The organism is Iodobacter fluviatilis (assembly GCF_004194535.1).
Lineage (GTDB): Bacteria > Pseudomonadota > Gammaproteobacteria > Burkholderiales > Chitinibacteraceae > Iodobacter > Iodobacter fluviatilis_A.
The window spans coordinates 4358477-4382668 of the sequence record NZ_CP025781.1 but is presented as its reverse complement, the minus strand read 5'-3'; the positions used below and the strand labels follow the sequence as shown (position 1 = coordinate 4382668).

At 45.9% G+C, this 24192-nt stretch carries 23 protein-coding genes; 11 read left to right on the top strand and 12 right to left on the bottom strand.

What is annotated here, in order from left to right; all coding sequences use genetic code 11:
• Nucleotides 1-39 precede the first annotated feature (39 nt).
• The 3 genes from mltG to C1H71_RS22075 all read left to right on the top strand — a co-directional run bounded on the left by mltG (nt 40) and on the right by C1H71_RS22075 (nt 1706).
• Nucleotides 40-1065, top strand: a complete 1026-nt coding sequence (gene mltG / locus C1H71_RS19445; protein ID WP_130108045.1) for an endolytic transglycosylase MltG — start codon at nt 40-42, stop codon at nt 1063-1065.
• Between the two features lie 278 nt (nt 1066-1343).
• A complete protein-coding gene (locus tag C1H71_RS19440) occupies nt 1344-1601 on the top strand; it encodes a hypothetical protein (RefSeq protein WP_130108044.1) in 258 nt (85 codons plus the stop codon).
• Between the two features lie 12 nt (nt 1602-1613).
• The gene (locus tag C1H71_RS22075) at nt 1614-1706 is read left to right on the top strand and encodes an IS3 family transposase (RefSeq protein ID WP_130108043.1); all 93 of its coding nucleotides are present in this window, start codon (nt 1614-1616) and stop codon (nt 1704-1706) included.
• Nucleotides 1707-1832: 126 nt separating this feature from the next.
• On the opposite strand, the gene C1H71_RS19430 is transcribed toward C1H71_RS22075, so the two are convergent.
• The 5 genes from C1H71_RS19430 to C1H71_RS19410 form a co-directional block, all read right to left on the bottom strand.
• Complete coding sequence (locus C1H71_RS19430; RefSeq protein ID WP_130108042.1) at nt 1833-3101, bottom strand: porin; 1269 nt, start codon at nt 3099-3101, stop codon at nt 1833-1835.
• Nucleotides 3102-3295: 194 nt separating this feature from the next.
• Complete coding sequence (gene trpC, locus C1H71_RS19425) at nt 3296-4111, bottom strand: indole-3-glycerol phosphate synthase TrpC (protein WP_130108041.1); 816 nt, start codon at nt 4109-4111, stop codon at nt 3296-3298.
• Nucleotides 4112-4201: 90 nt separating this feature from the next.
• Entirely contained in the window at nt 4202-5224 is a 1023-nt protein-coding gene (gene trpD / locus C1H71_RS19420; protein WP_130108040.1) for an anthranilate phosphoribosyltransferase, read from the bottom strand.
• A 30-nt stretch (nt 5225-5254) separates the two neighbouring features.
• Nucleotides 5255-5650, bottom strand: coding sequence for a lysozyme inhibitor LprI family protein (locus C1H71_RS19415; protein ID WP_188053444.1), 396 nt, complete (start codon nt 5648-5650; stop codon nt 5255-5257).
• A 450-nt stretch (nt 5651-6100) separates the two neighbouring features.
• Nucleotides 6101-6670 carry an aminodeoxychorismate/anthranilate synthase component II gene (locus tag C1H71_RS19410; protein ID WP_130108038.1) on the bottom strand — a complete coding sequence of 190 codons (570 nt, stop codon included), beginning with the start codon at nt 6668-6670 and terminating at the stop codon, nt 6101-6103.
• A 510-nt stretch (nt 6671-7180) separates the two neighbouring features.
• Between C1H71_RS19410 and C1H71_RS19405 the strand changes: the two genes are divergently transcribed.
• Entirely contained in the window at nt 7181-7582 is a 402-nt protein-coding gene (locus C1H71_RS19405) for an STY0301 family protein (protein WP_130108037.1), read from the top strand.
• 144 nt (nt 7583-7726) lie between these two features.
• Here the strand turns inward: C1H71_RS19405 and C1H71_RS19400 are convergent, their stop codons facing one another.
• Entirely contained in the window at nt 7727-9358 is a 1632-nt protein-coding gene (locus C1H71_RS19400) for a methyl-accepting chemotaxis protein (protein WP_130108036.1), read from the bottom strand.
• A gap of 1491 nt (nt 9359-10849) precedes the next feature.
• Here C1H71_RS19400 and C1H71_RS19395 point away from each other — a divergent pair.
• Both C1H71_RS19395 and C1H71_RS19390 read left to right on the top strand, forming a co-directional pair.
• A complete protein-coding gene (locus C1H71_RS19395; RefSeq protein WP_130108035.1) occupies nt 10850-11716 on the top strand; it encodes a hypothetical protein in 867 nt (288 codons plus the stop codon).
• 238 nt (nt 11717-11954) lie between these two features.
• Nucleotides 11955-12326 carry a CesT family type III secretion system chaperone gene (locus C1H71_RS19390; RefSeq protein ID WP_130108034.1) on the top strand — a complete coding sequence of 124 codons (372 nt, stop codon included), beginning with the start codon at nt 11955-11957 and terminating at the stop codon, nt 12324-12326.
• 286 nt (nt 12327-12612) lie between these two features.
• Here C1H71_RS19390 and C1H71_RS19385 read toward each other — a convergent pair whose 3' ends face one another.
• The 6 genes from C1H71_RS19385 to C1H71_RS19360 all read right to left on the bottom strand — a co-directional run bounded on the left by C1H71_RS19385 (nt 12613) and on the right by C1H71_RS19360 (nt 18570).
• Nucleotides 12613-13287, bottom strand: coding sequence for a hypothetical protein (locus C1H71_RS19385; protein WP_130108033.1), 675 nt, complete (start codon nt 13285-13287; stop codon nt 12613-12615).
• 921 nt (nt 13288-14208) lie between these two features.
• Nucleotides 14209-14406: a hypothetical protein gene (locus tag C1H71_RS19380; RefSeq protein WP_130108032.1), complete on the bottom strand. Its 198-nt coding sequence runs from the start codon at nt 14404-14406 to the stop codon at nt 14209-14211.
• A 370-nt stretch (nt 14407-14776) separates the two neighbouring features.
• On the bottom strand, nt 14777-15286 hold the full coding sequence (gene sodC, locus C1H71_RS19375; RefSeq protein WP_130108031.1) for a superoxide dismutase family protein: 510 nt from the start codon (nt 15284-15286) through the stop codon (nt 14777-14779).
• 177 nt (nt 15287-15463) lie between these two features.
• Entirely contained in the window at nt 15464-16933 is a 1470-nt protein-coding gene (gene trpE, locus C1H71_RS19370) for an anthranilate synthase component I (RefSeq protein WP_130108030.1), read from the bottom strand.
• Nucleotides 16934-17143: 210 nt separating this feature from the next.
• Nucleotides 17144-17395 carry a GNAT family N-acetyltransferase gene (locus tag C1H71_RS19365; RefSeq protein ID WP_374704464.1) on the bottom strand — a complete coding sequence of 84 codons (252 nt, stop codon included), beginning with the start codon at nt 17393-17395 and terminating at the stop codon, nt 17144-17146.
• Between the two features lie 422 nt (nt 17396-17817).
• On the bottom strand, nt 17818-18570 hold the full coding sequence (locus C1H71_RS19360) for a flagellar brake protein (protein WP_130108028.1): 753 nt from the start codon (nt 18568-18570) through the stop codon (nt 17818-17820).
• A 265-nt stretch (nt 18571-18835) separates the two neighbouring features.
• Between C1H71_RS19360 and C1H71_RS19355 the strand changes: the two genes are divergently transcribed.
• The 5 genes from C1H71_RS19355 (at nt 18836) to C1H71_RS19335 (ending at nt 24185) form a co-directional block, all read left to right on the top strand.
• A complete protein-coding gene (locus tag C1H71_RS19355; RefSeq protein ID WP_130108027.1) occupies nt 18836-19558 on the top strand; it encodes an ABC transporter ATP-binding protein in 723 nt (240 codons plus the stop codon).
• The gene (locus C1H71_RS19350) at nt 19555-20931 is read left to right on the top strand and encodes an ABC transporter permease (RefSeq protein WP_130108026.1); all 1377 of its coding nucleotides are present in this window, start codon (nt 19555-19557) and stop codon (nt 20929-20931) included. The genes C1H71_RS19355 and C1H71_RS19350 overlap by 4 nt, the downstream gene beginning before the upstream one ends.
• A 93-nt stretch (nt 20932-21024) precedes the next feature.
• A complete protein-coding gene (locus tag C1H71_RS19345; RefSeq protein ID WP_130108025.1) occupies nt 21025-21786 on the top strand; it encodes an outer membrane lipoprotein-sorting protein in 762 nt (253 codons plus the stop codon).
• A 3-nt stretch (nt 21787-21789) separates the two neighbouring features.
• A complete protein-coding gene (locus tag C1H71_RS19340) occupies nt 21790-22992 on the top strand; it encodes a hypothetical protein (protein WP_130108024.1) in 1203 nt (400 codons plus the stop codon).
• 122 nt (nt 22993-23114) lie between these two features.
• Entirely contained in the window at nt 23115-24185 is a 1071-nt protein-coding gene (locus C1H71_RS19335) for a sensor histidine kinase (RefSeq protein ID WP_130108023.1), read from the top strand.
• The last annotated feature ends 7 nt before the right edge of the window (nt 24186-24192 follow it).

Here is a 24192-nt window from a genome sequence, read left to right as displayed (position 1 = left end):
CGAGTCACGATATAACAACTTTTGAGGTAAGGCGCCAGTATGGCCGTAAAGAAGAAACCACAGAATAAGGGCGGATTTTTCCGCGGGCTTGCCCGTTTCATGCTGCTTTTATTTGGCTTAGCTTGTGCTTTAGGTTTTTGGCTGTATCAATACGCCAGTACACCTCTATTGCAAAATACCCCGCAAGATTTTGTGGTTGCATCAGGTGGCGTTAAAAAAGTAGCAGACCAGTTAGTCAAACAAGGCGTGATTGATCAGGCTTTGCCATTTTTAGTGCTGGCAAGAATCAGCGGCAAAGACAAGCAGCTAAAAGCGGGTAGTTATAACTTAACTGCTGCGGTTAGCCCATGGCAGTTATTAGAAAAGCTGAGTAATGGTGATACGACCACGCTGACGTTTACCTTGATTGAAGGTGCAAATTGGCGAGAGCTGCGCAAGTCACTGAATAGTAATCCGCATCTGCGCCATGACACGGCCTTAATGAGCGATGCTGAGTTGCTGGCGGAGCTGGGGGTGAGCGCCATTAGTCCAGAAGGCTTGTTTTTTCCTGACACTTATCATGTGGATAAGGGAAGTTCAGATTTAAAGTTGCTGGCAAGATCCCACCAGCGTATGCAAGCCAAATTAGATAAAGCGTGGGCAGAGCGCTCTGCCAATGTGCAGCTTAAAACACCCTATGAAGCGTTGATTTTGGCTTCTTTAGTTGAAAAAGAAACTGGCCACGCTAAAGATCGGGCGTTGGTGGCGGGCGTATTTGTAAATCGCTTACGCATTGGCATGCGCTTGCAAACTGATCCGGCGGTAATTTATGGGGTAGGGGATTCACTAGATGGGCGCTTGCGCAAAGTGGATTTACTTACGGATACACCATACAACACTTATACCCGCAGTGGCTTGCCACCCACCCCGATTGCTATGGTTGGGGACGCTGCGCTTAAAGCAGCACTTAATCCTGCCCCCACAACGGCCTTATATTTTGTGGCTAAGGGCGATGGCAGCTCGGTGTTTTCTAATACTTTAGATGAGCACAATAGTGCGGTGCGTAAGTACATATTAAATAGGTAGTCCTTACTGAATTGCACCCCAAAAATTGGATTCCCGTCTATATTTTTGGGGTGTTTTTATGTCCAAGTACACAACGCAATGCAAGCTTTCTGTTATTTAGCAATATTTAACTGGCGAAGCAGGCATCAGAACGATCGGTGAGCAACATGGCATCACCTAAGCCCGTCGCCGAAAATCACACAGCTCCCCTGCTAATTGATGATGAAACCCGTAGTCGTGAAGCATTCATTGCAGAAAAAAACGCCTCCGTTTGGAGGTGGCCTATATAAAAAAGTACCATGTTAGTTCAAGTCAAAGCACCAATCGGTGCAGTAGAAACAGCGAAAATAGTGCTTGAATTAAGGTCGCAGTTTCCCTTGGCTGATTGGTTGAAACACACTGATTTGCTGCGTAGCACTTTCTATTGCCAGAAGGAGGCTTTGGTGGCGAACTATCAAATGGCAAAGTATTGGCAGCACAAGGGCTGGTGCAAAGTAGGCAAAAAAAAGGTAATTGCCACGATCATACAACGATTGAAAGGTTCTTTGATATGTTGAAGTCAGAGTCTTTTGTCAGGGAAATTCAGCATTATTGAGCAACTAGAGCAAGGCATCGTGGATTATATTCATTACTATAACTACGACCGAATCAAGCTGAAGTAAAAAGGGCTGAGTCCTGTGCAATACAGAACCCAGCCCTTGTTAAGTACCTAGCTTTTTACTGTCCAACTAATTGGGGTCAGTTCATTGCTATGTGGCCTTTTGACTGACTTGCTTTGAGCTCGAAGCTTAGAACTTACCAACTAGACCTAGTGCGAACTGGTTCATGTCGTTACCCTTGTCCAGACCGAAGCCTGAAGCAGAGGTGAAGTTAGCATTAGTTTGGTTGTGCATCTTAGTGAATGAAGCAACGGCTTGTACATATTTGTGAAGCGTGTACGCAACAGTAATACTGGCTTGCTGACCACCCGTGTCAACCAGAGTCGTACCGTCAACATCATTTGCTTGTGCGTACTGAACTTGTACTTCTAAAGCATCTTTTTTGTAGCCAGCGATTAAACCAAATACATTTTGGTATTGATCAAAGTTGCCTTTGGCAAGACCACTTAGGCTAGACGTTGTGCGCTCAAACACAGCACCTGCACTAAAGTCCATATAGTTCACTTGGCCACCTAATTGGTAAGCTTCAAGTTTTTGTGAACCCGTCAGGTTTTTAGCACTTGCACCGCTGCTACCGTCCAGTTTCCAGGCGGCATTGCTAATAGTGGTGTAACCAAAGCCAACATTAAACATGCTGTGCTTATAAGCAATACCAACAGCAGTTTGTCCCATGAGGTCAGTAGCGACTGTGTTGCTTGGAACACCAGCAGAGCCAGCTGAGATTGAGTTGGTTGAATCTTTACCGAAGTTGTAGCTTAAATTGCCGCTGAAACCAGCCCAATCAGGCGACTCGTAAGCAACAATATCACCTTGACGGCCACCAAGGCGGTTCAAGATTTGTTTGGAGCCGTAAGTTGATGAAGCATCATTCAGGTTGCCGTAAAGTGTAGGGACGATTTGCTTTAGGGAAAGCTTGTAAGCATTCTCGTAACGGCCGAAACGTAATGTACCTACTTGCTTGCCTCCCACACCCACGAATGTATTGCGGCTACCAATTTCAGCCTTGTCATCAGTATTGTCGCCGTTGTTGCCAAGGTAGAAGCGGCTTTCAACTTGAGCAAGTGCGAAGTAGTCATTGTCCAGATCGTATTTTGCTTTGAAACCCAGCTTGGATGTTTGGTCCATTAGGCGGGTTTGGCTGTCTTTTGTGCTAACTAGCGGCTTGCCAGTGTTGTTTTCAACTGAGATGATTTCAACAGCAGTTGCGGCTGTGCCGTAAATGCTAAATGGGCCGAGCTCTACATCTGCAAAGGCTACAGGTGCGGTAAATGCGGCAGCAACGGCTAGGGCGATAATTTTTTTCATAATCTGTACTACTCCCAAATAAACAAGTGATAGAAATGGCTTGGCCATTCCTGCATTTACAAAGATCACGGCACTTTTGTTATAAAAAGCCATTTTTTATTCTTTGGCATCAGCTTCTCTGTCTTATGTACCAAGCCCATTTAAAGGCTGACCATAAAAAAGAAAATACTCATGAATGACTAATGCACGCATTTAGAAAGCAGATGTACGTTTAGAGTAACAATCTGCTTTCGAATAATGCCAAGTTTAGGGGAGGTTTATTAAAAAAATATGACAAAAATATAAGCTCAAGCCCTTACGAAGCCTTTGTAAGCAGGGCCAAACGTAGTATCTATGCAGCTTCCGGGGGATTCGGCGCGCATAAAGGTTTCGCCGACCAAAAAGTTGTTTACCTGGTTTTGTTGCATAAGAGCAACATCATTAGGGGTAACAATCCCACTTTCAGTAATAACAATTCGGTGGCTGTCGATCAAAGGCAGTAGTCTTAGTGTGTTTTCTAAGGACACTTCAAAGCTACGCAGATCACGGTTGTTAATGCCTAAAAGAGGTGTTTTAAGCTGTTGTGCCAGCTCTAGTTCAACTTCGTTATGCACTTCTACCAGCACCGCCATACCTAAACTGATTGCAATCGCTTCAAAGTCTTTCAGCTGAGCGAGGCTTAGCTCGGCGGCAATCAGCAAAATGCAATCGGCGCTCCATGCCCGCGCTTCAAAGAGCTGGTATTCATCAACCATAAAATCTTTGCGCAGTGCGGGCAGGGTGCAAGCAGCACGAGCGGCTTTCAGGTAATTCAGATTGCCTTGAAAGTAAGGCTCATCGGTTAGCACCGAGAGGCAGGCTGCGCCATGTGCTGCGTAATCTTGTGCATGCACCGCTGGCTGAAAATCAGCACGAATGACGCCTTTGGATGGGCTGGCTTTTTTGATTTCCGCGATAATACCTGGGTGGCCTAATGCGTTTTTACTTTGCAAGGCTGCGGTAAAGTCACGTAGATCGGTATTGTCTTCTGCTTGTTTACGGATTTCATTGAGCGGCAATATTTTGCTGGCTACCGCAACTTCTTGGTGTTTGGTGGCCCAGATTCTTTTTAAGATGTCGGACATGATTGGCTCTTTATTAGGCATGTAAGGGGCATGATTTGCGATGCGTGGAGGTAAGTGCCTAGGGGCGCAGTAAGTAACGCCTTTAGGCCTCTATAAAGCGTGGCTAAATTGCACTAAGTCATCGAGCTTGGCGCGCGCGCTGCCATTTGCAAGCATTTGCCCTGCTAAATTAATGCCGCTTGCAAGTGTATTGGCTTTGCCTGCAGCGTAAATAGCGGCCCCTGCATTCAGCTGAACAATGTCGCGGCAGGGGCTGGCAACGTTGGCGAGCACTTGTTCAATAATACGCTTGGATTGCTGGGCATTATCAGCATGTAAGCTTTTGATGTCGGCCAAGGCAAAGCCATAGTCGCGCGGGTCTATTGTGTATTCATTGATTTGGCCCTCTTTTAACTCGGCCACAAGAGTTGGCCCAGAGATGGAAATCTCATCCATGCCATCTTGGCCGTGCACAATCAGTACATGCTTACTGCCTAATTGTTGTAGAACGCGTGCTTGAATGCCGACTAGGTCAGGGTGAAAAACACCCATGAGCTGATTTTCTGCACCGGCTGGATTGGTCAGCGGGCCAAGGATATTAAAAATGGTACGTACCCCTAATTCGCGGCGAATCGGGGCAACGTATTTCATGGCGCTATGATGATTGGGGGCAAACATAAAGCCCAGGCCAATCTCATCAATAGAGCGTCCAACTTGCTCGGCATTGAGATTTAAATTAATGCTAAAAGCCTCTAATACATCGGCAGAACCCGAGCTTGACGACACCGAACGCCCGCCGTGTTTAGCGACTTTTGCCCCTGCTGCGGCAACCACAAAGGCGGCGCAGGTAGAGATATTAAAGGTGTGCGCACCATCGCCACCGGTGCCACAAGTATCAATTAAATGGCTGCGATCTTGCACTGCAACATGGGTGGATAGCTCACGCATTACGGTGGCTGAAGCAGCGATTTCGGAAACGCTTTCTACTTTTGTGCGAAGGCCAATTAATAGGGCAGCGGTTTGTACGGGGGTCATCTCGCCCGTCATGATTTGCCGCATTAGATATAGCATTTCGTCATAAAACAATTCGTTGTTATCGATTAGGCGATTAAGTGCGGCTTGAATGGTAATCATAAAAGTATCCTTGGATAGCCAGAAGGTGGCTTATTGCACGTAAAAGCGCGACAACTCGTCTGCGCGGGCGCGATCTAGATCAATTCGGCAAGCACGTTCAGCCACCTCTGCACTGCCACCGCCGGCAAAACTTTTTCCTATCCATGTGCAATGGGCGTGTTGGTAGTTTTGATAAGCTTTGCTGGCTTGATTAAATGCGGGCAAAGCTTTAGGACGGCTGGTGACGCGGTCTAGGTTTTTCATCATGGCGCGGGCCGCCGTTTCAGCATTTTTGCGGTCTTGCTCTGCCTGTGGTGCAAGTTTAGCCAGGCAGTCCTTAAGCGCTATTTGATTACTAGCCTGACACTCAACTTGTGCTGGGGGGGAGGTCTCGGCTTGTACGGTTAGCGCGGCGAGGGCGAATGTAAGGGCAAAAATAATGCGCATACTCATCCTTTATATCGTTGGATTCTGTACGGGGAGTGAAAAACCTAGCAGCCTGTCGGACTTAGCATCAGTCAGCTGCAAAATCATCTGATCGGCCTATATTTCACCAGATTTTTGACCAATAACTCGTTATTGGCGCTGCAAATCCGGCAAAATCTGGTCTCGATCATGCGATTTTTCGCGTCGACCATCTAAGTCTGACAGGCTGCTAGCCTACAAAAAACATAAATAGATACCGCAGTGCGGCTATTGCCTTGTTTTGCTTTTTTACTGAAATTACGCAGTGAGATCAAAAAATGCGTAGCTCAGTAAAATTACAAAAGCACGAACAAACTTGAGGCCTAATTCAGTTGCTTATGGGATTGGGGCATTCAAGTTAGGCCAAATAGCTTAAGCAAAGGGCGAGAGTTTAAGTTTGTTTTTTGCGGCTCATTTTTTTGATTACGTGGATTACGCCCACTCTTTAATAAAGTGATCCAGCATCACATGGCCGTGTTCAGTCAAAATGGATTCAGGATGGAACTGCACGCCTTCAATTGGCAGTGTTTTGTGCCGCACACCCATAATCTCGCCATCGTCTGTCCAAGCGGTGATGTCTAAGCAATCAGGCAAGCTGGCGCGCTCAATGGCGAGCGAATGATAGCGGGTTACGGTAAATGGGGAGGGCAGGCCAGTGAAAACGCCGGTGTTGTGATGTTGTAGTGCGGAAACTTTGCCATGCATCAGGGTCTGCGCGTGTATAACCCTGCCACCAAAGGCTTGGCCAATGGCTTGATGGCCGAGGCAAACACCTAGGATGGGCAACTTGCCAGAAAAATGATGGATCGCCGCAAGCGAAATACCTGCTTCAGAGGGCGAACAAGGGCCGGGTGAAACCACAAGATATTTAGGATTTAGCGCTTCTATTTCTTCGATAGTGATTTCATCATTACGATGCACTACCACCTCTTGACCTAGCTCCCCAAAGTATTGCACCAAGTTATAAGTAAATGAGTCGTAGTTATCGAGCATAAGCAGCATGGTGTAATTAAGTCCTTGATTTTATTGGTTTGTTGTTGAGTGCTGCTTATTTTTTATCCGGTGTTTTATCCGATTTTTTCTTATCGTAAGCTCTTGGGGGCGATGAACGCCCTTGTGCTGTAAATTATCGCAGTACAGGGACGGGGCGTCCAGCTCATAGAGACGTTGACTTATTTTGTTGATTCAGTCTTTCACTGAGCATTGACTTGCTTGTAAATACAATCTGTAATTTTACCTTCAAAAGTATCGGGCTTCGGGTCATCATACCCCCATGCGTAGTTGGCCCTTGTTTATGCAGAGGAGCATGATGCATGATCTGATTAACCAGCAGTCCTTCCTGATACCATGAGCAAAATCCATTCCACTCCCGAGTACGGGCTGAAATCCAGGCCTCATCGCTTTCTGTCGATGCGCTGGCTAAACACTACAACCTTACCAAGGCCACCGGGCGCAAATGGAAATCACGCCTAATTAAACGTAAATTTATTACAATAAGTTGAGGCTTGAAATATGATGATGTTGTATGGTGTCGAACGAAAACAGCTTGTGGTTAAAACATTATTTACCCTTTCTACTTTACTGGTCTTGGGATGCTCTGCACATGCTGCAGTAAAACCAGAGGTATTTTCATGTCCAAGGCTAGCAAATGAATCGGGGCATTTAGAAAGAGCGTCTGGAATCGATTTATTCAGTGGCCCGCCTTCAGAGCTTGCGCAGTTAAAACCTGACAATGCAGAGACTGCCAATCGAGGCCCGTTATTTTGGACGATGGGGCCGTCTCAGTATGATTACTGGTATGTGTGCATTTATAAGTGCAGCAATAAGAAACAGGAATTTAAGCTTCCTAAAGTTTATGAGCGCTGTACAAACATCCGTTCAGGAAAGGACTTTGACCGGCTAAGGTGTAAGTAAATTTTTTCTTGGGGTACCGGAAAACGGCGACCATTTGGCCGCCGTTTTTTGTAATCATGCTTTTTGTTTCGTAAGAGGGGCAATCAGGATTTTTTACGAGAAACTCCTTCGACTACACTCTATTTTCCTTCTTGTAATTGGGGCTTAAGCCAGCTTAAACCTGCTGATAGATTGTTTTAAGTTGTTTGATAGTTTCGCTAAATTATTGGATGAGGTGGCGACTTCTTCTACTGCGGCATGGTTTTCTTCGGCCATTTGTGCAATCCGCTCTACATTCTGTGCCAGCTCGGTGCTGACGGTGCGTTGTTGTGAAAGTGCTGAAGCAATATCTTTGATTGATGTTTGCACTTTAGAAGAGCCAGCTTTGATCTGCTCCATTACCAGATTGGTGCGCTCCGATGCTGTAGAAACCTGGCTTACGCTTTGCTGGCTTGATTGCATGCCGCTGACTGCGGCGTTCGTACCTTGTTGGATGGTCTGGATCATGCCAGTGATTTCTTGCGCCGAGCTGGTGGTACGCTCTGCCAGTTTACGTACTTCGTCGGCCACTACGGCAAAGCCACGGCCTTGTTCACCTGCGCGGGCGGCCTCGATGGCGGCGTTTAAGGCCAGCAGATTGGTTTGATCGGCGACGTCTTTAATCACGGTGGCAATATTGCCAATATGGATAGAGCTTTGCTCCAGAATAGCAATCTGTGTGCTGGTGCTGTTGACGTTTTCCAATACAGTATCAATCAGTGAATTCGATTTTTTAACTTCTTCACTGCCAGAATTTGCCAGACTACCGGCCTCATTGGCCTGCTGATTTGCTTCACTGGCGCTGGCCGAAACACTGTCTATGCTGACTGTCAGCTCTTCCACACTGGCAGCCGATGAGGATGCAGATTCGGATTGAGTTTGCGAGCTGATTGCAACTTGCTGCGATGCACGGGCAAGCAGATCAGACATAATGACCAGTTCGGCGCAGTTGTTATTGATGCTGTGAATGGTGGCTTTTAAATCATTCTGCATTTTTAAAAGATCGGCCTGCATGGCCGCTAGCTCGTCTTTGCCTTCTACATCGATAGGCTCGCTTAAATTACCTTCGCGTATTCTTTCTAAAGAGCGGCGAACATGGCTAATTGGAGTAGTGATGCTTCTGGTTAAGATAATCCCCAGTACAATGGCAATGACTACGGCGATGAAGGTGATTAGGGTTGATTTGCTTTGGGTGGCAGTTAATTCTTGAGTGCTAGCGGCCATTGCTTCATCAGATATTTTTTTATTCAGTTCAACCAAAGCACTTAATGCATCGTCATAGGGTTGAAATGCGGCTGCAACTTGGGTAGACACCAGCTCTGCAGCCAGTTTGAAATTGTTGGCGTGCCCTGCTTCAAGCGCGGGTTTGGTGGCTTCTAAGTAGCGGGGCCACAGATCGTCTATTTTTTTTAGCTGCGCCACTTCAGGCGGGGTTAAAGAGGTTGCTCTGTATTTGCCCAGTAATTCTTTTTGCTTGCTTTCATTGGCTTTCATGCCCTCTTCAAGTTTGCTCCTTTTGTTATCGTCGGTTTCTAGTGCAATCGCATAAACAGCTCTGTGATGGTAAATAGCCTGCATATTGGCATTGGCAATATGCATGATGGTAACAAGCTGATTGTCGTGCATATTCGTGGTGAGCGCTTGCATTGATGCTGCACTCTGAATACCAAGGATACCGAGGATTAAGGTAATAAGGGCGCAGGATAAGAAACCAGCAAGTAACCTTTTGCCTATAGAATACTGATTCAGTATGTTCATGAAGCACCTTTAAATAATGCAGGAGTATGTGTTTCATGTATTCATAGACTTATAAATGCCTGCGTACAAGTGAAATTTAATAAATCACGTTAAATAAGCGGCGTATTTCTCTCCTTTTGCCATTTGTAGAAAAGTAATCATTCCTTTTGTTAAGCAAAGGGAATGATTAGGGGCGTTTATATGGAGCTGTACTATATCAATTTAGAAGTGGATTTTTTTTAATGGGGTTGTTTGTATAATTAATTTTATTACAAATAAAGAATAGGGAGATTAAATACAATCATAGGAATGAAGTAGATTACATTGCTCTTCTTCCGCTGGCGTATATTTTGGGGTCGCATGATGAAGGATTAATTAGTGAAGTCAACAGGGGCCTTCTCCAGTGGCGCATTGACATGCCTTTGGTTTTTTGTTGTGTAGTATCCCCCAGTGCATCTTCGTGACCCCGCCACGCCAAGAAACGTAACTCATTATTTTTTGGCACCTGTTGTATGACTCCATGCTCAGCCGCGCCAGAGGTGGGGTTGAGCGTTCAAAAAACCTCTTTGAAACATTGTATTATTTATGGATTTAATCCGCTTTTTTGTTGCAGGTAGTCGCTGGCTTCATTTTTATGAAAATTAACTTATTTTTTATAATCTGGTTTTGCAAAGCATGGGGTAAGGTGTTCGCAGTAACAGTAATTTAGCTGGCGCGTCAGTTCTGTACAGCAAAGAGGCAGGCCTTAATGTGAGGGAGCCTAAATGTCAATTCTATCAACTTAAGCTCAAACCGCTGATTATTTATGTAGTGAAATCATGCGGTTTAGGCTGTTTGGGGTGATCTTTTTTTGCGTGGGGTCGAAGTGAGTCATCGCTTTGCATCGTTCATCCAAGGGCAGCAACAGCAATCGAGGCAGCTCGACTTCCTGCGCAGGCGTCAGGGTGCGATCGATCTTGTGTATCGGTGCCTGATTTCCATTTGCGCGCGGTGGACTTGATAAGGTTGTGCTGTTTGGCCAGCGCATCTACAAAAAGCGATGAGGCTTGGATTTTAGTCCGTACTCGGGGAGTGGTGCGTGCCTGAGAATGGATTTTTCTCATGTTGTCTGAGGGGGGGTAATCAGATCATGCATGATGTCCCTCGGCATGAACAAGGGTCAACTACGCATGGGGGTATGATTACCCGAAACCCGACATTTACGGTTGGTGAGTGCATTGTTGAGTGAGCTGGATGAGGGGTGGATGACAGGCAAGATCTATCTCAACATAAAAGCTTTCATTAAATGAAAAGTATTTAGCTTTGGCGGGAAACTAAGCTGAATTGAAATTTACAGAAAAGAAGTTGCATTATCACCGTAATTGCCTTATGGCTTGCTGGGGTTGATATAAGTATACTTGTGCCTCTTCGTGAGTTTCATGGAGAGTATTTTATTTCTATTGTTCAGTGTTTTTTTTGTTAACTGTTCGTGCGTTAAGTTGTTTATTTCTTATTAAATAATAGGGTGCCATTATGGGACTGAGTATTAATTCTTCAAGTGCAGCTGTGCCTGCTATTGTACCATCATCTTCTACCCCTTCATCGGCAGCTAAAATTGGCAAGCCTACTTCGAGTGCACAGGGGTTGCTTGAGCGTTGCATGGGCTCAACGACGAAGGCTCTTTCTTCTTTGCAAAATAAAGTGGTTAGTTTTGCAAGTGACATTAAAGCGAGCGTATTTGCCCTATGCTCCCGTCTTTTTGGTTTAGGCGCTCCAAGTGGTGCTATAAAGCAAGTGTCATTCCATCCTGCTTCAACTGATTATTTGAAAGCGATGCAGGATTCGCTTGTAAAGGGTGATCTATCGGGGTTGTTTAGAAAGGTTCCGGGCTCGAGTGAGGCCATGGTGTTTGAGACGGCGTTGAGTAAAGGCGATAGCCCCTCCCTTGGTACGGTGCCGCGAGATGTTATTGCTAGCCATTTAAAACAGGAGCTTGGGCAGTTCAAGATGACTGCTGCTTCGTTTGAAACTTTGAGTGATTTGAAAGATAAATGGCTCTCTGCTCCTGAGGGGGATAAGCGGAAAATTGCTAAAGAGGCTGTTGCGTCGTATGTTGATAGTCTTCCTGATACGGCTGATAAGAAGAAAGCGACTGTCATGGTGCAGATATTCGCTGTTTTCGCGAAACTAGCGCCGGAGGATAATGTTTCCCCGTTCAATCGGGGCGCTTTGGATACTTGCGTTGTGCCAAACTTTATGCATCCAGAGCATGTGCTTAGCATGGATGGCTATATGGAGCGCCAGGCGAGTGGGGTTCAAATTTTTGATATGTTGATGAAAGGGGTTTCTCCTCTGACTCCGATTCGTGCGCCAGAAACAAAGCTTAGTACCGCCAACTAAGTTTTCTTAGAAGAGGCGCTCGCTCAGTATGGAGCGCTTCTTTTTTTCCTTTTATACGCATCTAATATTTTGCTTTTGTGTGGGGGCTTATGCCGTGACCTGTGGTGTTTATGCATTTACTCGCTATATCCAAAATAGGGATATTCAGCGTGTTGCAGCGGCCTGTCCTGCTCAGTATTAAAGTAGTGCTTATATTGTACGTGCTTGTTTTTAATTGATTAACTTTGGGAAATATGTAATGTCTGTTAATTTTAATGAGGCTATTAATAGTCTTTGTATTCGTCTTGATTTGTCACTTCCTGCTCAACAGAATGATATGGTTAATTTATCAATTGGAGAGCATGCAATTCATATTACAGCGCAACCTTCACAGATGCTTTTGATGTTTTGTTGTATCGATAGCGCAAAAATTACCGATTCATTGTCGCTAATGCAATTAAATCTGTTTGACAACAATTGTTTAAAACCTATTCTTAGCCAAGATGCGCATAGTCATGACTGGGTATTGTGGAGCCGTCAGCCATTGGACAGTGCAAGTGATGATAGCGTGTATGATCAGCTGGAATTATTGAGTGATTTTGCAGACAAATTAGTGGCTGGTGAGTGTTAACAATTCCTGCGTTTTAAAAGTTAACATTTTCGGTGGAAATATAGTTGGCAAGTAGGTGTACGACAGTTTTATTGTGTTTTTGGCGTGGAAAACTGCATGGCTTTATGTCAAGAAATTTAGCCTGAAAAAGCAATGGCGTCAGGTCTTACATTCTGCAATAGATAAAATTTATAGTAGTTTGCAAAGTAGGTTAGATTGATTGCTCTATGTCAAATGTAAGGCTTGACCCTATGGTGCTTTTCTTTCTGATTTTTTAATTCGGATGTTTTGTCAAAGTTTTTCCACGTCAACTCAATGAATTATTATTTTGCCGAGCCAAAACAGGGAATGCACCTTGTAGCGTACGTTTAAAGTTGTGACGCGAATAGATCTTAGTAGTACTTACTGCCAAATCAGTCTGCTCTAAAAAAGTAGCGCGTGCTATATCCATTAGATCAGCTTTGCCCACCATATGATTTTGCATTGCAGTAACGTTGCCTGAGCCAAACCTTCCTGAATTATTGTCAATATGCCATTCATTGTTTTTATAAAACAACTCACCTGCGATAAATCCTTGTTGGTAACTAATGGTTCCATCACCTTGTAAGCCTTTTATGGCCAATGTAGGGTGCCCATATCTATTGCCGTTGCAGTCAGCATACTCATAGCCGATGACTCGCTCAGGTCGTTTGTTGATTGCGTTATAAGAGAGTAGCCATAAATAATTTACATTATTATCTAAACTGCTTTTTAGTGGTGTTGTTCGTTGTTCGTTACGAAAAAATTCGGAAATATTCAATTTAAACTTATTATCCTGTGTTTCATGTGGTTTAACAAAACGGGGTGGGGTGGCAAGGTCTACTAGTGCGCTATTAGATACAGAAGAAAGAGCTGCCGCAAATGGGGACGGTTTTGACTGTGCAGATATTGGGTTACGAAAAGTAGGTGTTATAGCAGGGCATGAAGCATTAATAGATGGCATTCTTATGTAAAATATATGATATGAAAGTTTATTGCGCTGGCTGCAGCATATGATTGAATTTCAAAAAACAATCCTCCATTCGTAAATAGTAATTCTCTCCTCTGTGTCAGGATGGTTGAGATGCTCCTTTTTTGGGTATCAAAACTTACCCATGGGGTAATCTCACCATTTTTAAGCTCACTTAAAAGTAGAGGCTAGCAGCCTGTCGGACTTAGACGGTCGAAGCGAAAAATCGCATGGTCGATACCAGATTTTGCCGGATTTGCAGCGCCAATAACGAGTTATTGGTCAAAAAGCTGGTGAAATATAGGCCGATCAGGTGATTTTGCAGCTGACTGATGCTAAGTCCGACAGGCTGCTAGGCATGTAATGCCAGTTTTTGTTTCGGAGTGATGCCGCCCAATTCCACATGCTGGTTTTTATCCTACTTTTACTTGGCTGCACTACTACGGGGCTGGATGCTGCTAGTTAAGAACCTAGTAAAAACAAGGATTTTAGGCGATTTTGTGAACGGTACTATGCTAATTATCGAGCATAAGCAGCATGGTTATATCTTGTGAATTAATTAAATATAGTAAGTAGTTAGGTATAAGTTTCACGCGGCATGTTTCGTTACAAATCAATAAGTTGCCGCCGAATTTTGTACGATAACTTTTGCCTAGCTACTTATTACGCCGAGATGCGCGTTTTATGAGGCGAGGCTAAGTTCAATGTCAGCGATAAAAGGGGCGTACGCAAGGGGGGCTCAGGGAAAAACAATCGGCTCATTTCATCCCTGTCAGGGCCTCATTCATGAGTGTTCGTTATGTGTGTCCAGATTGCAGGCATTAATTGAGGTTAAGCTAGCCGGAGACGATGCTGTTAAAGGCGATAAAAAAGGCAAACATGAAGATGTTTGCCTTTTTTGAAAAGCAGCTTAGTTTATTTAGCCATTTCTTCTTTCGGTGCTTCTTTTTTCATATCGGCGTGATTTTTTTTAGCTTCTTTTCTTTCTTTATGATGCTTGTTTTCTTTTTTCTGCAGGGTCATACCATCTTTGTTCATCAAACCTTCAGCAAACGAAGCAACAGAAGTTAAAGCAACGCAGGCCGCAGCAAGAGCAATAACAAGCTTTTTCATAGAAGAAACTCCTTGTGAGAAAATAAAAAGTAGTGACTTAGGCATCATCGATGCTCATTTTTGCTTACTTACTACTGGGGTACATTTGCAAGTTTTTATGAGCAATGAGCGCACTTATTCATAAACTATGTAAGTAGATTTTTCTATCTGGAAATGTAAAATTCATCACAAAGTGGCGCCTTAGCAAGGATTTGTTGTGTAAATGATAATGATTTATCCTGTCTTTACTGACGCGCGTCACTAGTTTTCGGGTGTGGCGGGTTGCTTATCTGAAAATGATTTTTGGGTTTGGCTTACCGCGACCACTATTGCACTGTGCTAAATTGGCGGTGTTGTGCTGCGAAAAATAGGCTTAAAGTATAAGTGATATTTAGTTAGGGATAATCCCACAAGCTACCCGCGCGCCTCCGCCTCCTAATGCTGCGGGGTGGTCTGCATGATTGTCGCCACCCATATGTATCATGAGAGTGTGCTCTTTTAGGTCGGCCATTTTAAGCCGTGGTGCAAGTACAGGCTGATTGGTTTTTCCGTCTGCTCCAATGATTAACGCGGGTAAATCACCTAAATGCCCATCGCCCCAAGGTGAGCCGTGGCGCTTGCTGCCGTGTGGGTCGTAATGGCCACCGGCGGCAAGGGCGGGAACCATTTTTCCATTTTGCTCTTTTGCTGCACAGCTGGCATTTTCATGCATATGAAAACCATGCGCACCTGCGGGTAAGCCTTCAATACGAGGGGTAAAAACAAGGCCGTAGGCAGATTCTGAAATGACGATATTGCCAATAGACTGAACGATCCCTTTATCGTTAACTAAATTCATAGGAACGGTGATATCCGCGTGGGCACTAAGAGTAGTGAGTAGTAATAAATAGATGATTTTCATGGCATATGTCCTTGTAGGGGGGAGGCTATTGAGAGAGGTGTTTGAGTTTACGTGGAAGTATAGTTGGCTCGAGCTGATTTAAAATATCAGGGATGTGGGAATAGTGGGGTAGTAGGGGGCGTACGGTGTTAGTTATATGTCAGGGCGTATCAAGCGCGCCCTGACATAGGAGCGTTATTAAGCGTCTAAGCCAGCTTGTACTAATTCAGCAGCGCGTAATACGGCGCGGGCTTTGTTTAAGGTTTCTTGCCATTCGCTGCTGGGTACGGAGTCCGCCACGATGCCGGCACCTGCTTGCATATACAGGGTTTTGTTTTTAACGACTGCGGTGCGCAGGGCAATCGCCACATCCATATCACCGTTGAAGCCTAGATAGCCAACTGCACCCGAGTAAATGCCGCGTTTGACCGGCTCTAATTCGGCAATGATTTCCATGGCGCGCACTTTGGGTGCGCCGGAAACCGTGCCAGCGGGGAAGGTGGCTTTTAGTACGTCGATATTGCTCATGCCGGGCTTGAGCTTGCCTTCTACGCTAGACACAATATGCATGACGTGTGAATAGCGCTCGATTAGCATTTTGTCGGTGACTTTTACGCTACCGGTTTGTGCTACGCGGCCTGCATCATTGCGCCCCAAATCCATCAGCATAATATGCTCGGCAATTTCCTTAGGGTCTGCCAATAGCTCAGTGGCTAAGGCCTCGTCTTCCAGCCGTGTTTTGCCGCGTGGGCGGGTGCCTGCAATCGGGCGCACGGTGAGGGTGTCGTCTTCAAGGCGCACCAAGATTTCTGGCGATGCACCGACAATATGAAAATCACCAAAATGGTAGAAAAACATGTATGGCGAAGGGTTTAAGGAGCGCAGGGCACGGTATAGCGAGAGTGGCGATTCTGCGTAAGGCAGGCTCATGCGCTGTGAAAGCACCACCTGCATAATATCCCCTTCGATTATGTAATCTTTAGCTTTGAGTACGGCGGCTTTAAATGCTTCTTCACCAAAGCCGGATGTCATTTCGCCAATGCTTGGCGCGGGCCCTTGTAGTGGGATATTAACAGGCTCACGTAATGCCATGCGTAGCGTATGCAATTTGTCAGCGGCGATTTGGTAGGCGTTTTCTAGCTCGGTATTGGCATAGACCACTAAATACAGCTTGCCGGATAGGTTATCCACCACAATCAGCTCTTCAGAGAGGAGTAGTTGGATATCGGGCGCGCCTATCTCATCTGGCTTTTGTGTGTTGGCGAGTTTTTTCTCGATATAGCTAATGGTTTCATAGCCAAAATAGCCGACTAAGCCCCCTAAAAAGCGAGGCAACATTTTATTGGCGGGCGCGCGATAGCGTTGCTGAAAGCTTTCAATAAAATCGAGCGGGTTACCTTGGTGCGTTTCAATCACTTCATCATTGCAAATGACTTCGGTGAGGGTGCCAACTACCTTGAGGCGGGTGCGAGCAGGTAGGCCAATAAAGGAGTAGCGGCCAAAGCGTTCGCCACCCACTACAGATTCTAAAAGATAGCTGTAAGGCTGGTTGGCGAGTTTGAGATAGACAGAAAGTGGGGTATCTAGATCAGCAAATAACTCTAGCGTCAGTGGGATGCGGTTATAGCCTTGATTTTTTAGTGCATTAAAGTCGAGATTGGACAGCATGGTGGTACTCCAAACAGGCTTCTTTACCCCATAGGGCGAAGCGGATCAGCAAAAGGGCGTTTGATCGGGCGTGTTTAGCATTGCCATCGTTGCTTGTTTGGTCTGTAGTCCATATTGTTTCTTATTTTGTGGGGGGTAAGTGCAATTTTTGCCGATCTTAAGCAAACTGGTCAAATTTTTACTGAATTTACTTTACGTACAGCGGGTGGTTTAAATGCTTAAGGGGCTAATAAAGCGGATTTCTTGTCGTGTTTGACTGCCAAGTGTAAAGCTTTTGGCTGCTACGCCATCGTGCACAAACCCAGCTGCGGTATAAAATTTAATTGCTCTATCATTTTGTGGAAACACCCATAGGCTGCAAGTTTTAAAGCCGCTAGCTTGCAAAAGTATTTTTGCTTGCAAGACCAACGCTCTACCCACACCGCTAGACCAAGCCTCACTGGTCACGTAAATCGCTCGGATTTCATCATAACGTGCAACAACGCTGATTCGTTTCTGATGTTACGAAGTTGTCAGTATTTAGTGTTTTAGGCACGTTATTATGGTGTGTATCCCTACTTTTTTCTTGCTCCAGCGTGCTTCAAGAAGGGCTTAAAAAAGGCTAGCAGCCTGTCGGACTTAAGGCTGATCTACTACGGAAAAGCCGGATTTGGCCATATTTCACGCATTTTCTCGTTGAATAGCTAGCTATTCGCCTCAAAAACCCGCGAAATCTGTCTCAAACCGGTCTTTCCCTCGCTACGATTGCTTAAGTCCGACAGGCTGCTAGAAAATCAAGGTAAAAAGCTAAAAATAACATCCGTTTGTCTTAGAGAGGTTTTGTGCTTTCTGTGGCTCAATACTTGGGTTTTAGCGTGCGTAACATCAGTTAGTACGAATTAAAGCTATTGCAAAAGGCTACGTTGCGCCAACTCCAGTTGTCTAGTGGCGGCCTGTAATTTAACATCAAATTGATGATCCTTGTTGAGAAACAGCCCGCTAAAAAGATGCTCACTGGAGGGCGTATGGTCTTGCTCTGGAGGGAGTACACAACAGCATTTTATCTGCGTATGGATAATACAATGCGGACCCAGCTCTAGAGTGCTTTGGTAGGGCTCGCTTAGCTGGATGAGTGCAAGTTTGTCAGAGGGGATCCAGCACGATAATCCCCCTATTGAAATATCATTAATAGGCATGCGCAGTATTTGCTTATTGCCAAGTTGTATGGTGCAAAAGTAAGGATTAATCACGGGTGCTTTGGAGCGAAAATGTTCGCGTCGCTGTAATCTAATTAATGAACCTGGAATAGGGGCTTGCAAGATAGGGCGTGTATTTATATGCCCGTGGTTTAATGGATTGATTTCAAATTGAATAAGTGCACCGCCTCCTAGGGCGGCAACACATATCGCGCTGTTGCCGGTGTTAATTTGGATGTCCGGGAGGGTGTTTTCAAAATACAGCAGATTGTCTTGTTCATTTATTTCTATTAATACACAGATAATTAAATCTTCATTCTCATTTACAAAAATGGTAATGGGCTCATTAAACCTTTGCAGTTGTTGCAAGAAGTTCAGAACTTCTTTGCGCTCTGTTTTGCGGAATTCATTCAGCGTGTTGCCATGCTCAGCTAGAAAAGTAAGCGAAGTTTTAAAGTTCATACGTTTCTCCTATCTCCCGCTTGATTTGTAAGTCTCACAGGCTGCCAAGCCGCTGCCATGCCAAGTGCCGCTGTTTCTGTATAGCAATGAATGCCGCAACTAACAGTTTTAGGGTTTAGATATTGCGTTCGATGCTTGAGACCCTGCTGCAGTTGATCGTGCTGAGAGGTGTTTTATCGGGTGTAGATGCGCCTCATCTCATGGTCATAAATAAAATAGCTGGCCAGCATATATTAGATGCACTTCCTTCGCTGAGGCATCCTCAATGTATCCGATCGTATTAAAACAAGTTAGCAAGCATTATCGTTTAGGCTCGGTTGATGTACCGGCCTTACAAAACGTTAATCTAGAAATTCATCCCAACCGTTTTACGGTGATTGCTGGGCAATCTGGTAGTGGTAAGAGCACTTTGCTTAATTTGATGGGCTGCATTGATCGGGCGGATAAGGGCGAGGTGTGGGTGGCTGGGCAGGATGTCCGTTTATTGTCTGACAATGCTTTGGCTGATTTTAGAGCGGTGCATCTCGGTTTTATTTTCCAAAATTTTAATTTATTGCCGGTGCTCAGCGCTTATGAAAATGTTGAGCTGCCTTTACGTATGCTCAATGTGCCCAGTGTGATCAGAAAAAAGCGTGTGATGGAGCTGCTGGATGCAGTGGGTTTGGCCGATAAGACAAAAAATCGCCCAGGGCAATTATCCGGCGGGCAAAGGCAGCGTGTGGCCATTGCCCGTGCTTTGGCCACCGCACCTAAGCTGGTTTTGGCTGATGAGCCAACGGCTAATTTAGACAGCCAAACCGGCGCAGGAATCTTGGCGCTGATGCGCCGTATGCAATGTGAGCTGCAGGTGAGCTTTGTGTTTTCTTCGCATGATCCGCAAGTATTGGCCGAGGCCGACGATGCGGTGTTTATTAAAGATGGCCAAATTATGAGCATAGAGCGCTGCGAACCCAATCAGGCGCCAGTTAAAGTAGAGGTGATGGCATGAATATGCTGACTTTAGCACTACGCAATTTACTGCGAAATTATCGGCGCTCTTTGGCAACTTTATTGGCCATGTTGGTGGGGGTGGTGTCGGTTTTGTTGTTTGGCGGTTATAGCCAGAATATTCATTTGGGTTTGCAAACTGGCTTCGTGCAAAGTAGTGGGCACTTACAGATTCAGCACAAAGATTACTTTTTATACGGTAATGGCAATCCGGCGGCTTATGGGATTGCTGATTATCCTGCCTTGGTGCTTGCTTTAAAAAATGACCCCGTACTGGCACCGATGCTGACAATGGTCACGCCAACCTTAAGCTTGGGTGGTATCGCGGGTAATTTTTCGGCCGGTGTATCCCGTACCGTATTTGGCCGTGGCGTGGTAGTAGAAGACCAAAATGTGCTGAGGCGCTGGAATGATTATGAGTTTCCTGTAAAACCTAAAATCTCCTCATTAACTGGCACATCGGCCGATTCTACGGTGATTGGCACGGGGGTGGCACGGGTCTTGGCCTTGTGTGGGGTGCTGAAAGTTAAAAACTGCCCGCAAGCCACGCCAGTAGAAGCTTTATCTGGCCCCGATGCCCCCGCCGATGTCTTGGCTTTGTCGAGCGCGGCGTCGGCCCCTGCGACGGGGCGGATCGAAATGCTAGCGGCCAATTCGCATGGCGCACCTAATGTGGCCGCGCTGAATGTGGTGAAGGCGGAAAGCACGGGGGTGAAAGAGCTCGATGATATGTTTGTCGCCCTGCATTTACCCCAAGCACAACGCTTGGTATATGGCGCAGCTGCCCCGCAAGTCACGGCGATTGTGTTGCAGCTCAAGCACACCAGCCAAATGCCCGCAGCAAAGGCGCGCTTGGCGGAGCTAATGGCAGGGTCACTTAAAAATCAGCCGCTTGAAGTACACGACTTTGCCACGCTTAACCCGCAATATGAGCAAATTACTGGCATGTTTAGTGTGATTTTTGGTTTTATCTCCTTGCTCATTAGTTCGATCGTGTTGTTTACCGTTGGCAATACCATGAGTATGGCGGTGGTGGAGCGCACGCTGGAAATTGGCACGCTGCGCGCTATTGGCTTACGCCAGTCGGGGATTCGGCGTTTGTTTGTTTGCGAGGGCGCATTACTAGGCGCGATTGGAGCTGTGATGGGTTTAATCAGTGCTTTAAGTATCGCGTGGGTAGTCAACCACAGTGGCCTAACGTGGACCCCGCCGGGGAATGTCGATCCTATCCCGCTAACGGTACGCGTGTGGGGAGAAGGCAAAATGATGCTGAGCACCGGTCTTGGGCTAATGGGGGTGGCGCTGCTCTCCTCATGGTGGCCCGCCCGCCGCGCTGCCAAGCTCAATATTGTTGAAGCTTTGCGCCATGCTTAAGCCACCGATGTAGCACAGCAAAATCTAAATCTTGCAGCGCAGAAAACACGGGGTTTCTAACATCAGATCAGCCAAAAACTGTGGAGTTTTGATATGAAGAAGATACTTGTTCTCATTTTAGGTCTGGTTTTACACTCGGCCAGCTTTGCTGCGCTGGATGCGCAAGCATTATTGGCCGCTAGCGATACCATCCGTAATCCGAATAAATCGTTTGCCCTGACAACCCATTTGATTGAATACCGTAAGGGTAAAGAAACCGATAGGAACACCTTGGCGATTTACTCTCGGCCCGATGGTGGGCGCTATCGTAATTTGATCCGCTTTGTGGCCCCCATCAGGGATGCGGGAAAATTGCTGCTTAAAGATGGCAATGATCTGTGGTTTTATGATGCTTCTAGTAAGGCCAGTGTGCGGATTTCTCCGCAGCAGCGGCTTTTGGGGCAGGCATCGAATGGCGATGTGGTTACGGTAAATCTGGCGCAAGACTATCGTGCAGAGCTGGCGGGCGAGGAAGATATCCAAGATGGAGAGCGTAAAAATCGCCATTGCTACAAGCTGGCTCTAAAGGCCAGCTCAGAAGATGTGACTTATCATCGCATTGAAATGTGGCTGGATATATCCAGTAAGCAGCCCGTCAAATCGTTGTTTTACACCGAAAGTGGACGCTTACTAAAAACCGCTTACTTTAGGCACTACCAAATGCAGCTTGGGGTAGAGCGCCCAAGTGAAACGGTGATTATCGATGGCCTAGACCCCAGTTGGGTTACCGTCATGCGAAATAGCGATTTTGCTTGGCGTGATGTGCCAGAAAGCTGGCTGCAAAGAGACTATTTACCTCGCTTTAAGCCGGAGTAAACCGTGCATAAATTATGCTGCCTATTACTGGGTTTAATCGGCCATGCCGCTCTGGCTAATGATATCGATGCTTTAGTGCTGGCCGATTTAACCCAAGAAGAGCAAGTAAAATCCAGCGATATGGCTTGGTTTGTCGAAGGCGCTTTAGGTCAGGCACGCTTGCAAAATGGCAGTAGCGAGCAGGCTACCCAGCGTCTTTCACTCGATTTGCGCTTGGATAAAAGTGTGGTTGCTGACTGGCGCGTGGTGTTGACTGATCGCTTAGATTTGGCATGGCAAGGGTGGCAGGGGCCTGTAAGTAAAATCAACACTCTGAAAGAAGCTTATCTAAGCTGGCAGCCGCAGCCCGATTTGGCCGTGGATTTAGGGCGGATTAATACCCGTTATGGTGTGGCGCAGGGCTATAACCCGAGTGATTTTTTCCGTAATGGCGCTTTAAGATCGGTCGTATCGGTTGCCCCTGCTAGCTTACGTGAAAACCGCCAAGGTGCCGTGATGTTACGTGGGCAAAAACTATGGTCGGGTGGGGCGATAACGACAATCTTGGCTCCTAAATTGGCTGAGCAGGCAAGTCATCAATCATTTAGCCCAGATTGGGGTGCAAGCAACCCCCAAACGCGTTATTTATTGGCGCTAAGTCAACAGGGGCCCGCTTCTTTAGCTGGGCAAGTACTGCTGTTTGGCGACGCCGATGCCGAGCCACAGTTCGGCTTTAATCTATCTGGATTATTGAATGATGCAACGGTGCTGTATTCAGAACTTACTGTAGGTAAAGAGCCAGCACTGACTTACCGCATGAGTAGTGGTTTTACTTGGACATTCGCTTATAAACTTTCGCTAAGCTTGGAATATCAATACGATGGTGGTGCTAAAAGCGCAGCAGAATGGCAAGCTTTGCAGCAGGGGCCTATTTCAGACTACTGGCGTTACCGTGGTGAGGTGCAATCACGACAAGCACTCAATACCCAACGGGCGACGATGCTCTACGCCAGTTGGCCTGATTTACTGCCCTCTTTAGAGCTAGCAGCGCTGTGGCGGCATGATTTAATCGATTCCAGCGATATGGCGTGGTTTGAGGCACGTTATCACTTCAAAGCCCTTGATTTGGCCGCACAATGGCAAATCAATCGTGGTGATCCACTGAGCGTGTACGGGGCCTTGCCTCAGCGGCAATCAGGTATGTTATTAGCCAAGTACTATTTTTGAGTCGTTAATTTTAAAGGGCGATATTTTTTATAAAAGTACTAAAGCCTTTTACGCCTCTATGGAGGGGCGAAAGGCCATGTTTTGGTGAGTTAAATGCATCGCTGGGGTTTATGAGGATATAAATGCGGAATATTAAAATAATAATAGATAAATGGCGGCGTGATTTGCCGATTCTACTCTTGGTAAATACGCTGATTGCGGGCTTGTGCACCTTAGTGAGCGATATGAGTTATTTGCTGGATAATTTACTGATTTCCCATTCAATTGGATTCAGTATTTCAGTGATTAATGCGCTCGTCTTTTGCCAAGCGCCACATTTAATTGAATTACCACATAAATTCCTATTCTTGCGTTTGATTTTTTCTATTCCTCTTGGCGTGTTCTGTGGGTTTAAATTGGCGAGTTGGATGGGTGCACCGGATGTATTGGCCTATTTTTTGGTGAATCCAAACCAACAATGGCGTTGGCTAGCCACCGCCGCTTTATTAACCACGGCAGCTACGGGATTTTTTATTGTTTTATATCGAGCACAAACGTATCGAGCACAATTAGCCATAGAGCAGCAGCAATTGGCTGAAGCCAAACAATCAGAGTTGGCTGCGCAATTGGCCTTATTACAGGCACAAATTGAGCCACATTTTTTATTTAATACGCTGGCTAATGTACGTAGCTTGATTACCCGCGATGCCGCCTTGGCGCAAACCATGCTGGATCATTTAAATCATTATTTACGCGCAAGCTTAAGCCGTACGCGCAAGCGGCAGGTTACCTTGGCTGAAGAGCTTGATTTGGTTATGGCTTTATTGGCTATTTCACAAATTAGATTAGGTAGTCGCTTACGCTATCAAATTGATGTGCCCGCTGATTTACACGCTGCCTTACTGCCGCCACTACTCTTGCAGCCCTTGGTAGAAAATGCTTTGGAGCACGGCATTGAGCCCGCCGTTGAAGGGGGTGAGGTGCGTATTGTGGTTGATATTGCTGAGCAATTACTCCGCCTACGTGTTTATGATACTGGGCTGGGTTTGAATGCTGCGGCAAATCAAGCCAGTGGCGATGGGGTGGGCCTACCTAATGTGCGTAAGCGTTTAGAAACCCTTTACGGCGGGCAGGGCCGGTTGGCGCTTTACCCAAATCTGCCCTCTGGTGTAATCTCTGAAATTGTCTTGCCCTTGAGTCGACTGAACCATTAATGGATAT